The organism is Flavobacterium sp. GSP6 (assembly GCF_003984855.1).
Classification (GTDB): Bacteria; Bacteroidota; Bacteroidia; order Flavobacteriales; family Flavobacteriaceae; genus Flavobacterium.
In genome coordinates this window covers 107,424-121,179 of sequence record NZ_RYDO01000004.1, presented here as the reverse complement: position 1 = coordinate 121,179, position 13,756 = coordinate 107,424, and the positions used below count along the sequence as shown (strand labels likewise).

13 protein-coding genes are annotated in these 13,756 nt (G+C 36.2%); 7 read left to right on the top strand and 6 right to left on the bottom strand.

All coding sequences use genetic code 11. The features are described 5' to 3' along the window. The first annotated feature begins 10 nt into the window (after window positions 1-10). The gene (locus EKM03_RS06405) at window positions 11-910 is read left to right on the top strand and encodes a glycosyltransferase (protein ID WP_126740049.1); all 900 of its coding nucleotides are present in this window, start codon (window positions 11-13) and stop codon (window positions 908-910) included. A gap of 1 nt (window position 911) precedes the next feature. Here the strand turns inward: EKM03_RS06405 and EKM03_RS06400 are convergent, their stop codons facing one another. The 5 genes from EKM03_RS06400 to EKM03_RS06380 are packed head-to-tail and all read right to left on the bottom strand — an operon-like array spanning window position 912 to window position 5,854. Next, window positions 912-1,667: a transferase gene (locus EKM03_RS06400; RefSeq protein WP_233579286.1), complete on the bottom strand. Its 756-nt coding sequence runs from the start codon at window positions 1,665-1,667 to the stop codon at window positions 912-914. Then, window positions 1,660-3,147 (bottom strand): oligosaccharide flippase family protein, encoded by a 1,488-nt coding sequence (locus tag EKM03_RS06395; RefSeq protein WP_126556309.1) that lies wholly within the window; start codon window positions 3,145-3,147, stop codon window positions 1,660-1,662. Before EKM03_RS06395 ends, EKM03_RS06400 begins: the two co-directional genes overlap by 8 nt. Window positions 3,148-3,150: 3 nt before the next feature. Beyond that, window positions 3,151-4,269: a DegT/DnrJ/EryC1/StrS aminotransferase family protein gene (locus EKM03_RS06390; RefSeq protein ID WP_126740048.1), complete on the bottom strand. Its 1,119-nt coding sequence runs from the start codon at window positions 4,267-4,269 to the stop codon at window positions 3,151-3,153. Continuing rightward, window positions 4,266-5,216: a GNAT family N-acetyltransferase gene (locus tag EKM03_RS06385; protein WP_126568245.1), complete on the bottom strand. Its 951-nt coding sequence runs from the start codon at window positions 5,214-5,216 to the stop codon at window positions 4,266-4,268. The genes EKM03_RS06390 and EKM03_RS06385 overlap by 4 nt, the downstream gene beginning before the upstream one ends. Window positions 5,217-5,251: 35 nt before the next feature. Next, window positions 5,252-5,854 (bottom strand): trimeric intracellular cation channel family protein, encoded by a 603-nt coding sequence (locus tag EKM03_RS06380; protein ID WP_126556317.1) that lies wholly within the window; start codon window positions 5,852-5,854, stop codon window positions 5,252-5,254. 177 nt (window positions 5,855-6,031) lie between these two features. On the opposite strand from EKM03_RS06380, the gene EKM03_RS06375 reads away from it, so the two are divergent. The 6 genes from EKM03_RS06375 (at window position 6,032) to EKM03_RS06350 (ending at window position 12,857) form a co-directional block, all read left to right on the top strand. Further along, window positions 6,032-6,817, top strand: a complete 786-nt coding sequence (locus EKM03_RS06375; protein WP_126556320.1) for an RNA methyltransferase — start codon at window positions 6,032-6,034, stop codon at window positions 6,815-6,817. Between the two features lie 394 nt (window positions 6,818-7,211). Next, on the top strand, window positions 7,212-9,431 hold the full coding sequence (locus EKM03_RS06370) for a bifunctional (p)ppGpp synthetase/guanosine-3',5'-bis(diphosphate) 3'-pyrophosphohydrolase (protein WP_126556323.1): 2,220 nt from the start codon (window positions 7,212-7,214) through the stop codon (window positions 9,429-9,431). 116 nt (window positions 9,432-9,547) lie between these two features. Continuing rightward, window positions 9,548-10,030, top strand: coding sequence for a Fur family transcriptional regulator (locus EKM03_RS06365; RefSeq protein ID WP_126461125.1), 483 nt, complete (start codon window positions 9,548-9,550; stop codon window positions 10,028-10,030). A 31-nt stretch (window positions 10,031-10,061) separates the two neighbouring features. Then, a complete protein-coding gene (locus EKM03_RS06360; protein ID WP_126461129.1) occupies window positions 10,062-11,333 on the top strand; it encodes an adenylosuccinate synthase in 1,272 nt (423 codons plus the stop codon). 61 nt (window positions 11,334-11,394) lie between these two features. Then, window positions 11,395-11,976 (top strand): GDP-mannose pyrophosphatase NudK, encoded by a 582-nt coding sequence (gene nudK, locus EKM03_RS06355; protein ID WP_126515818.1) that lies wholly within the window; start codon window positions 11,395-11,397, stop codon window positions 11,974-11,976. Then, window positions 11,976-12,857, top strand: coding sequence for a DMT family transporter (locus EKM03_RS06350; RefSeq protein ID WP_126740047.1), 882 nt, complete (start codon window positions 11,976-11,978; stop codon window positions 12,855-12,857). Before nudK ends, EKM03_RS06350 begins: the two co-directional genes overlap by 1 nt. Window positions 12,858-12,939: 82 nt before the next feature. Here EKM03_RS06350 and EKM03_RS06345 read toward each other — a convergent pair whose 3' ends face one another. After that, on the bottom strand, window positions 12,940-13,578 hold the full coding sequence (locus EKM03_RS06345) for a peroxiredoxin (protein WP_126740046.1): 639 nt from the start codon (window positions 13,576-13,578) through the stop codon (window positions 12,940-12,942). Between the last annotated feature and the right edge of the window lie 178 nt (window positions 13,579-13,756).

The window sequence follows — 13,756 nt, the reverse complement described above, 5'->3', positions numbered from 1 at the left end:
TTAAAAAAACATGCAAGATAATCCACTAGTCACCGTTATTTGTTTGTGTTACAATCATAAAGATTATGTAATAGAGAGCTTAATGTCCGTATTAAACCAACACTACAATACTATTGAGTTGATTATCGTAGACGATTGCAGTACTGATAATTCTAAATCCGTAATTGAGAAATGGCTTCTGGATTATCCACAAATTCCATTTATAGCCAATGACACTAATTTAGGGAATACTAAGTCTTTCAATAATGCCTTAAAAACAGCAAAAGGGGATTATATTATTGACTTGGCTGCTGATGATGTATTATTGCCCAATTGCATCACTTCACAAATAAATGCTTTCAACAACACAACTTTTAAAAATCTTGGAATTGTATATGGAAACGTCGAATTAATCACTGAAAAAGGCAAACACGAATCTTATTATTTCCCTGTTGATAGCTTTCAAAAGGTAGTCAAGGAAAGAACAACGGGAGATATTTATGAATCATTTCTTTCTGGTGGTGACTGTATTTGCTCCGTTTCATCAATGGTCAAAAAATCACTGTTCGATGCTTTGAACGGCTATGATGAAACGCTGGCGTACGAGGATTTGGATTTTTGGATTCGGGCTTCCCGAACGTACGAATTTGACTTTATTGATGCTATTCTGGTTCAAAAAAGAATTGTACACCACTCCCTAGGCACGCATTTTTTTAAGAAAAAAGATGCCAGAGCCAGAAAAATTAATCAGAGTACATATTTGATACTTAAAAAAGCAATTGGGCTCAATAGAACAAAAAAAGAGGATAAAGCAATTTTAAAACGCATTCATTTTGAGATGATTCTCGCCTATAAAACTGCTCATAATACGTTGTTACTGCGCTATATTATTATGGAAATTAAGTTGCGATTTCATTTGTTAGCTTCATAAACTACACTATCAAATACTCGTCCAGCAAGGCTTTCTCTCCTTCCCAATCTCTGGAAATGGCGTTTTTTATAAATTTTGCCGGAATACCACCAATCAAAATATTTGAACCAAATGACGTATAATCCGCAGTACACACACTACTGGAGCCTATCGTACAAAAATCAGGGGTAGTCGTATTTTGCAGTACCGTAACCCTGCTGGCTGCATAGTTGTAATTTCCTATTCTAATTGGTGCTGTCATTTTAAACTTTTCACCCGTTGTAGTATCCATCATCTGATGGAAATTAGTGTCCATAATTTGTGATTCCGAACCAAAACGGGCGTAATCCCCTAATACAACATGCTCCATACAAATCAATTTTGCATTTGAGGCCAATGAAGCCATGTGTCCCAATTCGCACAATCCACCGTCACCAACATAAATAAAATAATCTTTACCTAATTGTATGTGACCTTTTAAAATGAGCGTTCCCAAAATAGTAATTTCGGCAATTCCTTTGTGAAGCGTGTTCATTTCATAAGGTTGTCCAAAACCGATCATTCCCTTTTTGACAACTCCCTCAATTTTGATTGCACCCGTTATTGAAGTAAATTTTACTTTTCCATAAAAAAATACAGGGAGCTGCTTAGCAATAGGATACGGGAATTTTTTAAAATTAAAGTACAGTGTTTTGGTCCAGTTTACGGAATAATACAGTTGTAACCGATGATAAAAAAATCTTACTTTTCTGTAAACATTCTTAAGTATTTCAATCATTCTTTTTCTTAATTATAGCATTGAACAATTCTTTTAATGCGGTCTTTTTGTTCATTTCAAATAAAACAAAAACAATCGACACTACTACCATTAGTGACATTAAGCCATACTTTAAAATTGGATTTGGAAGGTATCTGAACAAAAAAGTTGCCACACACAGCAAGATGCAAATTAAATAAGTGTTATAAAAATCGCTTTCAAAATAAAACCCATATCTTTTTTTGGTGATTATTTTTAAACCCAAAAAATGAATGAAATAATAGAGCAAAAAACTAAATCCAAGACCTTCCAAACCATAATAATAATACCCAAAAATATTCAAAATAAGCGAAATGCTATTAAATCCAACAGCAGTTCGCATAAACATTTTCGAATCGCCTTTGGCAATCAAAATATAGCCCATTGACCACGAAACGGCCCGAAACAACATTGCTATTATTCCAAAACAAACCATTGGAATAATGGCGTTGAATTCCGGTGTAAATATAATTTTCACAATCAACGGAATGCACGTTAAAAACAAAATGATTACCGGTGTAATAATCAATATTGAAACAAACGATTGCTGAACAACACTGGTTCTTACTTTTTCATTATCCGTACTAATGAACGCTAATCTTGGAAAATAATCGGTACTCATGACCGTAAAAATTACTCCCACATAGGAATTCAACAAGGTGAAACCGGCATTGTAAAACCCAACTTGTTCTAAACTACCCCATTTTCCAACAAAAATTTGAATCAAATACGTTGATAACAAGGTCAGCAAACCACTTAATGTCAATAAAATACCTAGTCTAATAATACTTTTTCCTTCGGCATTTCCTTGTTCTTTGGAAAACACATTTTTTTCAAATGGTATTTTTTTCGAATAATAAAAAGAAACCAATAGTGAGGCTAAAGAGGCAACTATGATGGTTGGGACAATGGCATCAATCCGGTAATAATAATACAACGGAATTGAAACTAACAACCCCAATCCATTTCCATAAAAATTAGCTTTGGCTAAAAACCGCATTTTTCTTAAACCCTGCAAAACAACCAGCTGGCCAATCATTAATTGCCGGAACAACAAGGTGATCGAAATAAAAACAAAGGTAAAAGTATGATTCGAATTCCCAAAAGTAATTTGGCTCAGCCAACTAGAAAACAGGATCACAAGAACGCATCCTAAAATCCCGGTTAGTACTGCGAGCTTTTTTATAAGTGCTGCTACAGATGCAATCGTACTTAAATTGTCGTTTTTGTAGCTACTGGAAAGGTGTTTTACACCACTGGTTTCAATCCCTAAACCAGTAACACCGCCCACAAGATTCATCGCCGAGTTCAACAAAGAAATAATCCCCATTCCCTCAGGCCCAATAAAAACAGCAATACACTTAGTCCGGATAACCCCAATAATAATCATAAAAAACTGAACACCTCCAAAAAGCGAAGTCGTTTTTACAATGCGATGATATGACGTTTTACTATCGGACACTTTTTAATATGTATTTAAAATTGCAATAATATGACGAACCTCCTCCGGTGTCAAGGCAGGACTTATGGGCAAACTCAAAACTTCTTCATGAATTTTTTCAGTAATTGGAAAGGACAACATATTCCATCCCGCAGTCTCAGAAGAGAAAGCTTTTTGACGGTGGGGCGAAACTGGATAATGGATAACCGTTTGAATTCCGTTTTGACGTAAATATTCTTGTAAATCCGTTCTATCCTGAGTTCGAATGACAAATAAATGAAAGACATGATTGTTTGACAAATCCCAAAATGGAAGTATTATTTTATCGTTTTTTATTTCTGATAAATAGCGATTGGCAATTGTTCTTCGGCGGTCGTTCTCAGCATTTAAAAACGGTAATTTCACATTTAAAAAAGCAGCATGCAATTCGTCTAATCTGGAGTTTATCCCTACATAGTCATTATAATACTTGGTTTCCGATCCGTAATTTCGAAGCGACTGAATAACCCTGGCTAATTCAGAATCATTAGTCGTAACGGCACCGGCATCGCCCAATGCCCCTAGATTTTTCCCAGGATAAAAACTATAGGCTTGGGTTTTTGGCTTTTGGTTTATGGTCTTCGCACTTTCATCTTCAAAGGAAGCCCCGTGAGCCTGAGCCGCATCTTCTACTACTAATAAATTGTTTGCTACAGCAATTTCATTTATTTTCTCCATTTCTGCCAGCTGTCCGTAGAGATGAACCACTAGAATCGCTCCCGTTTTAGAAGTAATTTTTGCTGTAATTAAATCGGGATCCAAGTTATAGGTTTCTAATTTTGGCTCGCTCAGAACCGGAATTAAATCTGCTTGCAAAATAGCGAGAATACTGGCAATGTACGTGTTTGCTGGCACAATGACTTCGTCCCCTTTTTGCAGTTTTCCTAACACGATATAGGCTTTAAAAATGAGCACTAAAGCATCAAAACCATTTCCCGTCCCAATACAGTATTTTGTTCCGCAATAAGCCGCAAAATTGGTTTCAAACTCGCTGACTTCATTCCCTAAAATATACCAACCATTCGCTAAAAACCCTTTTAATTTTTCCTGAAAAGCAGTCTCATAGGGCTTGTTTGTTTTTTTTAAATCTAAAAATGGTATCATACTAGATTCATTTTATAAAAGTCTTGGCCATATACCGTGCAGCCTAATTCTTCTTTTTGTTTCAAAAGTCCGGCATGAAATCCGCTTTCATTAGTATCATTTACAATACCCATATCAAAAAAAAGCATGCCTTGTTTTTTGTATTTTTCTATTAAGGTAATAAATGCAAAATCCAATGCGCGCAACTCCTCGCCTTTTTTAGTGGTAGCTCCGTATTGTGATTTCACCACCGTTTCGGTTTCAAACAGCGTCACTCCGGCAACTATTACATCGTCATAATACACTGAAAATTGTTTGATGTTTTGCGGAAATAATATCTTTAATTTTGTGATTTCTTGCAAGGTATGAACTGGTTTTGCATTGTATTTTTCACGCAATCTTGGTTCTAAAACCAATTCCCAGAAAGAGTCCGGCTCCGCTTCCTCGACAAGTTGCAAGTCGAGTGCTTCCATTTTTCTCAAATGCTTCAATTTACTTTTAGAAACAGTCAGTGGCATTGCTAAATTAATGGCCAAATTCATTTCTTTCTTCTCCAGAAAAGCGCCTTTTTTAAGCAGGAAAAACTCCATTTCAGCATTTCCTTTTGAAAGATAAAAAAAAGGGATTTGTTTCAAATAAAAGGATTGGATGCTATGGTCTTTAAAAAAAGACAAAAGACAGTCTACAAGTTCCGCTACTATTTCTGCTTTTATTATAGCTGAATAAACCAAGCCGCCATAGGTCAAACCCTGATGTGAAAAAATGCTGTTTTCCAGTTTATTAGCTGGCAAAACTGCTACCAGTTTTTGTTTGTCATAAATCAGTACTGAAAAATCTTCAAAGCGATCCTCATGGTATTCCATAAAATCACGGTGAAACAAAAAGGTTGCATTTTTGGCTTGACCAATAAAGGAATTCCAATGGTCATAATCGCTTTTTTGATATCGTTTGACGGTATAATTTTTCACGCTTTGGTTTTAGACTTTGTGAAAGTAATCATTTTTTATTTAGGTTCTAAAGTGGGCAGATACCATTTGAATTTTACGGCCATCAACCGAATTATAATAATAAAAATTGACGTTGTTATGTATAAAATATCCTTATCCAAATTAAATTCCCGAAGCATAAAAAATAGCATTCCGCCCAGAATACAAATCGTGGCGTAAATTTCCCGCCTGAAAATCACCGGAATATCGTTGCATAAAATATCCCGAATAACCCCTCCAAAACAAGCTGTGATCGTTCCTAATGCAATGCATATAACAGGATGCAAACCAATATTTATTCCTTTTTCAAGACCAATTAATGTAAAAACGCCCAGCCCGACGGTATCAAATAAAAACAAAGAAGTGCGCAAACGATCAAATTTTTTCCTGAAAATAATCGACAAAACAAACCCCAAAAAAATCACATACACGTAATTCAGGTCCAGCATCCAGCCCACGGGCGTCCTACCAATCATAACATCTCGTAAGGTTCCCCCGCCAACAGCCGTTACAAACGCAATGATGAACACCCCAAAAGGATCGAGTTTTTTACTCATAGCGGTCAATGCGCCTGACATGGTAAAAGCAATCGTACCGACAAAGTCTAGAAAGTAAAACATTTAGATTGAAATTTTTTAAATATGGAATTTTTACAAAAATAAAGAAAATACTCGTAAAAATAACCAAAGCAACTGGCATTAATGCTGCTATTGCTTCCAAATAAATATTCGGATCAGATTAGAAAACTGGATTTTCTCTGTGTATCTTTGTCGTGTTTAATTAAATAGAGGAAAGCCTTGAAACAAATTACTTCGATACAAAATCCGCACATAAAATCCTTAGTGCAATTGCAGGAAAAAGCAAAAGCGCGCAAACAATCCGGTACTTTTTTGATAGAGGGAAAACGGGAAATTTCAATTGCCATCAAAGGCGGTTACGAAATAGAAACTTTATTGTTTTTACCTGAACTTTGTTCCGAAACTGAAGCGCATCAATTTTCTGAAAATGCAGAATTGATCGAAATCAACAAAGAAGTCTACCAGAAACTGGCTTATCGCGATACCACCGAGGGTATTTTGGCTATAGCCAAAACCAAATCATTGCGATTATCCGATTTAGAATTATCCGAAAACCCATTGATTCTAGTTGCTGAAGCACCTGAAAAACCGGGAAACATTGGCGCTTTGTTGCGCACTGCGGATGCTGCTAATCTGGATGCCGTGATTATTGCCAACCCAAAAAGCGATTTATACAACCCAAATATTGTGCGTTCCAGCGTAGGTTGTTTGTTTACCAACCAAATTGCAACCGGAACTACAGCAGAAATTATTGCTTTTTTGAAGGAACGAAAAATCAATTTTTATTGTGCAACGCTACAAAACTCCACTTCCTATCATACCCAAGATTACACCACACCAACGGCTTTAGTAGTAGGAACAGAGGCAACTGGCTTGACAGCAGCATGGCGAGAAGAAGCCACGCGCAATATTATTATTCCAATGCAGGGCGAAATCGATTCTATGAATGTTTCCGTTGCTGCAGCCATCTTGATCTTTGAAGCCAAAAGACAACGGGGATTTTAGACTGAAGATGAATGCTTTTTTGATAGGAGATTTCAAAATTTTCATTGGCACACCTAAAGACAATTGGTTTAGAGAAGTACAACTTTCAAGTAAAAGAGAAATTTTATTTTGCTTCCAAACGTTCCCACAACTTTATGGTGCTATTTTTTCTGCAAAGACAGTAATTGTGTGGTAAAATGGAATAATACCTATTTTCATGCTGATGTGTATTTATTTTTAGAATGTGGGGCAATTGAAAAGCAGTCTGAATCACAATAAAACCCATTTCCGGACGGACTGATTTCAGTTATGACTTTCAAAATTTAGCGTTTAAAAAAATCCTGTAATATCGTGCTTAAATAAAATTGCATATCTGCTAACTTATTGCTATTTTTAAGAAATGAACCATGCCGTTATGATCGAAATAGATTTAGAAAAAGAAAATAAAGCTATTGCTCAGGAGTACAAAGAGTTACTTCGAATAAGCTACCAAACCTTGAGTGATGAGGACAAAAAACTCATCCGGAAAGCCTTTGATGTATCTGTAGAAGCCCATAAAGAGCAACGCAGAAAGTCCGGTGAAGCCTATATTTTTCATCCTATCGCTGTAGCAAAAATTGTTGCTTCAGAAATAGGTTTGGGAGCAACCTCTATTGCAGCTGCATTATTGCACGATGTGGTCGAGGATACACCCACTACAATTCAGGACATCGAGCGCTTATTTAATCCTAAAGTAGCCCAAATTGTTGAAGGATTAACAAAAATATCTATGGTGCAAAGAGACCTGAACGTTTCAATGCAAGCCGAAAATTTTCGCAAGATGATTTTGACACTAAATGATGATGTGCGCGTAATCCTGATTAAACTTGCTGATCGCCTGCACAACATGCAAACCATGGATTCGATGCAAGAGGACAAGCAGACTAAAATTGCATCTGAAACCTTGTACATTTATGCGCCACTGGCCCATCGATTGGGTTTGTACAATATCAAGACAAAACTGGAAGATTTAGGATTAAAATATACGGAACCAGCAGTATACAATGAAATCGTAAGTAAAATAAAAGAAACTAAAGAGGAGCAGGATGCGTATATTGAGGCTATTTCAAATATTTTAAAAACATCCTTAGATACTGAAGGAATTGATTATATCATAAAAGGCCGTCCAAAATCAATCTACTCCATCCGGAGAAAGATGCAGGCTCAAAATGTAAGTTTTGACGAAGTGTATGATAAATTTGCACTCCGAATTGTTTACAAATCAACTCCCCATGACGAAAAATTCATCGCTTGGAAAATATACTCCATTGTAACGGACCACTACAGGCCCAGCCCGAGTAGGTTGCGCGATTGGATTTCGTCTCCAAAATCTACTGGCTACGAAGCCTTGCATATTACCGTAATGGGACCCAAAGGGCGCTGGATTGAAGTTCAGGTACGCAGCGAACGCATGGATGAAATTGCCGAAAAAGGATATGCTGCGCACTACAAATATAAAAATGGCGCTACCGAAGAAAGTGGTTTGGATGTCTGGCTCAATTTACTAAAAGAAGCCTTAGAGAATTCTGAGACAAATGCAGTAAATTTTGTGGAGGATTTCAAGATGAATTTATATTCAAAAGAAATTTTTGTTTTTACCCCAAAGGGAGAAATAAAATCCTTGCCCAAAGGTGCTACATCGCTTGATTTTGCTTTCAGCATTCACTCCGAAATAGGCATTCGCACCAGGGGAACACGTGTAAACGGAAAATTAGTCCCGTTGAATTTTGAATTAAAAAGTGGTGATCAAATTGAAGTAATCACGTCACAACATCAAAAACCAACGATCAACTGGCTGGATTATGTGACCACTTCAAGAGCCAAAACTAAGATAAAAAATGTTTTAAACGAGAACACCAAGAAAATTGGAGAAGAAGGAAAAGAACTGCTGACGCGTAAACTAAAGCATTTAAAAATAACTTTAAATGAATCTGTTGTAAATGAGCTAGTCAATTTTTTTAAGTTAAAAACAAGCTTAGATTTATTTTACAGAGTCGGGATTGGCGCTATAGAAAACCAACAACTCAAAGATTATGCCGCCCAAAAAAGCAATACTTTTATTAATTTTTTCAAGAATAAAATAAAACGAACCGCTAGCACAGCTGATGAGGACATTCATAAACCAATAATAAGCAGCAATTATGACATGCTCGTATTTGGCAAAGAACATGACAAACTGGATTATAAATTATCCCCGTGTTGCAACCCAATTCCCGGGGATGACGTGTTTGGGTTTGTCACGATAAACGAAGGGATAAAAGTGCATAAAAAAGATTGCCCAAACGCGATTGGAATGCAATCCAACTATGCCTACCGGATCATGACGGCCAAATGGATTGACTCTTCCCAAGAAGAATTCAAAGCCATCATAAACATAACCGGAATGGATGTTTTAGGACTTACCAACCAGCTGACAAAAGTGATATCGAATAATATGCATGTGAACATCCAGAGTATTTCTTTGAGCACAGAGGCAGGTATCTTTCATGGGCAGGTGGCCGTAATTGTTCAGAACAATACAATCTTAAAAAAATTAATCAATAATATCAAAAAGATTGATGGAATAGATAAGGTAACCCGAGTTTATAAAACCTAGAAAAGTTGCTGGTTTTTTACATAATGTAGCTTTTCATACCTGAAACGGAACAAACTTGAAACTAAACAAACCGGAAATTTTAATCTTTAAACTAAAAAATTTATCTTTGCCAGCATATGACACTCATTTCCACAGATAACAACAAGAATCAAGAAATTGTAAAAAATGTTTTCACAATGTATCTTGAAAAAAAAGGACATCGCAAAACGCCTGAACGTTATGCTATTCTTCAGGAAATTTACGATAGTGAAGAACATTTTGACGTAGAGAATCTCTACATCAAAATGAAAAATAAAAACTATCGGGTTAGTAGGGCAACCCTTTACAATACGATCGAATTATTATTGGACTGTGCTTTAGTGCGCAAACACCAATTTGGACAGAATCAGGCACATTACGAAAAATCATATTTTGACAAACAGCACGATCACATTATCATGACTGATACCGGTGAAGTAATCGAGTTTTGTGACCCTAGAATCCAAAGCATCAAAAAAACAATTGAGGAAATTTTCGATATAGAAATTACAAATCACTCCTTATACCTTTACGGTGTAAAAAAGGAAAAGAATACTCTGGACGAACAAGATCGTTCCTAAATATAAAAATTAACTACAAATAACATATAGAATGACGGTAGATTTATTACTAGGGTTGCAATGGGGAGATGAAGGAAAAGGAAAAATTGTGGATGTTCTTACTTCGAAATATGACATTATTGCACGTTTTCAAGGAGGTCCAAATGCAGGACACACTTTAGAATTTGATGGAATAAAACATGTTCTTAGAACTATTCCTTCCGGTATTTTTCATAAAACTGCTGTAAACATCATTGGAAACGGAGTTGTAATTGATCCTGTAGTTTTTCAAAAAGAAATTGAAGGCCTTGAAAAATTTAATTTAGACATCAAAAACAAATTAATCATTTCAAGAAAAGCGCATTTAATTTTGCCAACGCACCGCTTGTTAGATGCCGCATCAGAAGCATCTAAAGGAAAAGCAAAAATTGGTTCTACTTTAAAAGGAATTGGCCCTACTTATATGGACAAAACCGGAAGAAACGGAATCCGTGTGGGTGATATTGAATTAGAAGATTTTACAGATCGTTACAGAGCTTTGGCTGACAAGCACGAAGCCATGATAAAATTCTATGATGTTGCGATACAATACAATTTAGAAGAATTAGAAAAAGAATTTTTTGAAGCTATCGAAGAGCTAAAAAAATTAGACTTTATTGATAGCGAAGAATATTTACACCAAGCGCAAAAAGCAGGTAAATCAATATTATGTGAAGGAGCCCAAGGTTCGTTATTAGATGTTGATTTTGGAACCTATCCATTTGTGACTTCCTCTAATACAACTGCCGCAGGCGCTTGTACTGGTTTAGGGATTGCTCCAAATAAAATCAAGGAAGTATACGGAATCTTCAAAGCCTATGTAACACGCGTTGGAAGTGGCCCGTTCCCTACTGAACTTTTTGACGAAGATGGTGCAACTATGGCCCGTGTTGGAAATGAATTTGGATCAGTAACCGGAAGACAAAGACGTTGTGGCTGGTTAGACTTAGTAGCACTGAAATATGCGGTTCAGGTGAATGGTGTAACCCAACTGATGATGATGAAAGGGGATGTCCTTTCAGGATTTGAAACGTTGAAAGTATGTACGGAATACAATTATAAAGGAGAAAATATTTCACATTTCCCATACAACATTGAACCGGAAAATGTAACTCCAGTGTATCAGGATTTCAAAGGATGGAAACAAGATTTGACTGGTATGACCACATATGATGAGTTACCAATCGAATTAAAAGAATACATTGAATTCATCGAAAAAGAAGTAGAAGTGCCTATCAAAATTGTTTCTGTAGGTCCAGACAGAAAGCAAACGATTCTGAAATAAGATTATGAAACGTCCCGATAAATCGGGACGTTTTTTTTAGTGTAAAAATCAATTCCTACGAATGAAAAACCCAACCATTAAAATACAAAAAACCGAATTGCTCTCAGACAATTGGTACCTTTTAAACAAAGTCACTTTTGACTATCAAAAAAAAGACGACTCCTGGATTACCCAAAAAAGAGAAGTCTATGATAGAGGAAACGGAGCCGCCATTTTGCTTTATAACACTTTACAAAAAACCGTTATTCTTACACGTCAGTTTCGCTTGCCAACCTATCTTAACGGGAATGAAACCGGCATGATGATTGAGGTTTGTGCCGGCCTTTTGGATCAAGACAATCCGGAGCAATGCATCATTAGAGAAACCGAAGAAGAAACAGGATATCGTATTTCTACAGTCAAAAAAGTCATGGAAACATATATGTCGCCAGGAGCTGTAACTGAAATATTGTATTTATTTGTTGGCGAGTACGATGAATCTATGAAAGTAAGTGACGGTGGCGGAGTAGCACATGAGGAAGAAAATATAGATGTGATTGAAATGTCTTTTGAAGAAGCGTATGCCATGATTGAATCTGGTCAAATGCAGGATGCCAAGACTATTATGTTACTACAGTATGCTAAAATTCATAATTTGGTTTAATGAGTAATCCCACTAAAGGAGTTCTATTTGCCTTATTTGCTACCTTGTTATGGTCCGTTAATATGGTCATCGCCAGTGGCATAAAAGACCACATTCCTCCTATAGGACTGGCCTTTTGGCGCTGGACAATTGCATGTCTCGTTTTGGCTCCATTTGCTTTAAAAAGCACTATCAAAAATTTCACAATTGTAAAAAAACACCTCCGGTATCTTGTGTTTACGGCGGTATTGGGAATCACTATTTTCAACACGTTAATTTACATTGCAGGAAAAACAACGAGTGCTGTGAATTTATCGCTAATCGCCATTTCGATTCCGTTATTTATTGTTGTAATCTCCAGAATTATTTTTAAAGAGACCGTTTCTAATCTGAAAATCATAGGAATTGTAACTATAATCACAGGGGTTCTAGTGCTAATTACCAAAGGTTCGCTTCAGGCCTTGCTAAAAATCAACTTTACCATTGGGGATTTATTGATGCTTGTGGCTTGCTTCTTTTTTGCGTATTACACTATTTTAGTGCGTAAAAAACCACCTGAATTAACACCAAAAGTATTTTTGTTTAGTGTTTTTGTAATAGGCACACTGCTCCTTTTTCCTTTTTATCTTTGTGAACATTTGTTTTACAAAAAAGTTGTTTTTGACACTAAAACGATTCTGATTACCACCTATGTTGGCATTTTTGCTTCGCTGGTTTCTTTCTATTTGTGGAACGAAGCCATACGATTGATAGGCACATCGAAAACAGCTCTAATCTATTATTTAATCCCAATATTCAGCGGTATTCTTGCTTACTTTTTCCTAAATCAAGCAATTGGATTGATACAAATTATTAGTATGGGCATCATTGTTTCTGGTTTATTAATTACCAATAAGAAGTAATTTTTAATTTTTGACAAAATAGAAAAGCAGAATGAATTTATTTTCATTCTGCTTTCATGTTTATACGGTTTTCTAAAAAACATTATTTATTGGGCTGCGGAGTCATTCGCAAATACGGTTTAACCCTTTCGTAGCCTTTTGGAAATTTAGTCGGGATATCTTCATCTTTAACCGCAGGCGAAATTACAACACTGTCTCCATCTTTCCAGTTGGCCGGTGTGGCCACGCTGTAATTAGCTGTCAATTGCAGACTATCGATGACACGCAATAATTCATCAAAATTTCTACCGGTTGATGCCGGATAGGTCAATGTCAATTTTATTTTTTTGTCTGGTCCTATTATAAAAACGGAACGAACGGTGAAACTCTCACTTGCATTGGGATGAATCATGTCATATAGTTCCGCGATATGCTTGTCTTCATCGGTTATTATAGGGAAATCTACAGTAGTATTTTGAGTTTCATTGATGTCTTTAATCCATTCCATGTGTGAATCGACGCTATCTACACTCAATGCGATTACCTTGACATTTCGTTTTTTAAATTCAGGATAATACAGTGCTGCTGTTCCTAACTCAGTGGTACAAACCGGTGTAAAATCAGCGGGATGTGAGAACAAAATACCCCAGGAATCTCCCAGCCATTGATGAAATTCTATTTTTCCTTGTGACGTTTCTGCTTCAAAATCAGGAGCAATATCGCCTAATCGTACTGTTGCCATACTTGTTTATTTTAATAATTAGTAACACTGTAAGGTATTGAAATAAACACACTATAGAGGGAAAACAACTCTTAAAATTCTACTAATTTTTATAAAAACCAGAACGAAGCCCTTTAAAAAATAATGCCATTAGGAAACCAAATACCTAGAGCTCTGATCGCAACAGCATCTCCCGATT

Bases quoted from the DNA above. Each gene is read 5' to 3' on its own strand.
- EKM03_RS06405 (WP_126740049.1), top strand. From the start codon at position 11: ATGCAAGATAATCCACTAGTCACCGTTATTTGTTTGTGTTACAATCAT.
- EKM03_RS06400 (WP_233579286.1), bottom strand. From the start codon at position 1,667: ATGATTGAAATACTTAAGAATGTTTACAGAAAAGTAAGATTTTTTTAT.
- EKM03_RS06390 (WP_126740048.1), bottom strand. From the start codon at position 4,269: ATGATACCATTTTTAGATTTAAAAAAAACAAACAAGCCCTATGAGACT.
- EKM03_RS06380 (WP_126556317.1), bottom strand. From the start codon at position 5,854: ATGTTTTACTTTCTAGACTTTGTCGGTACGATTGCTTTTACCATGTCA.
- EKM03_RS06370 (WP_126556323.1), top strand. From the start codon at position 7,212: ATGATCGAAATAGATTTAGAAAAAGAAAATAAAGCTATTGCTCAGGAG.
- EKM03_RS06365 (WP_126461125.1), top strand. From the start codon at position 9,548: ATGACACTCATTTCCACAGATAACAACAAGAATCAAGAAATTGTAAAA.
- EKM03_RS06360 (WP_126461129.1), top strand. From the start codon at position 10,062: ATGACGGTAGATTTATTACTAGGGTTGCAATGGGGAGATGAAGGAAAA.
- nudK (WP_126515818.1), top strand. From the start codon at position 11,395: ATGAAAAACCCAACCATTAAAATACAAAAAACCGAATTGCTCTCAGAC.
- EKM03_RS06350 (WP_126740047.1), top strand. From the start codon at position 11,976: ATGAGTAATCCCACTAAAGGAGTTCTATTTGCCTTATTTGCTACCTTG.
- EKM03_RS06345 (WP_126740046.1), bottom strand. From the start codon at position 13,578: ATGGCAACAGTACGATTAGGCGATATTGCTCCTGATTTTGAAGCAGAA.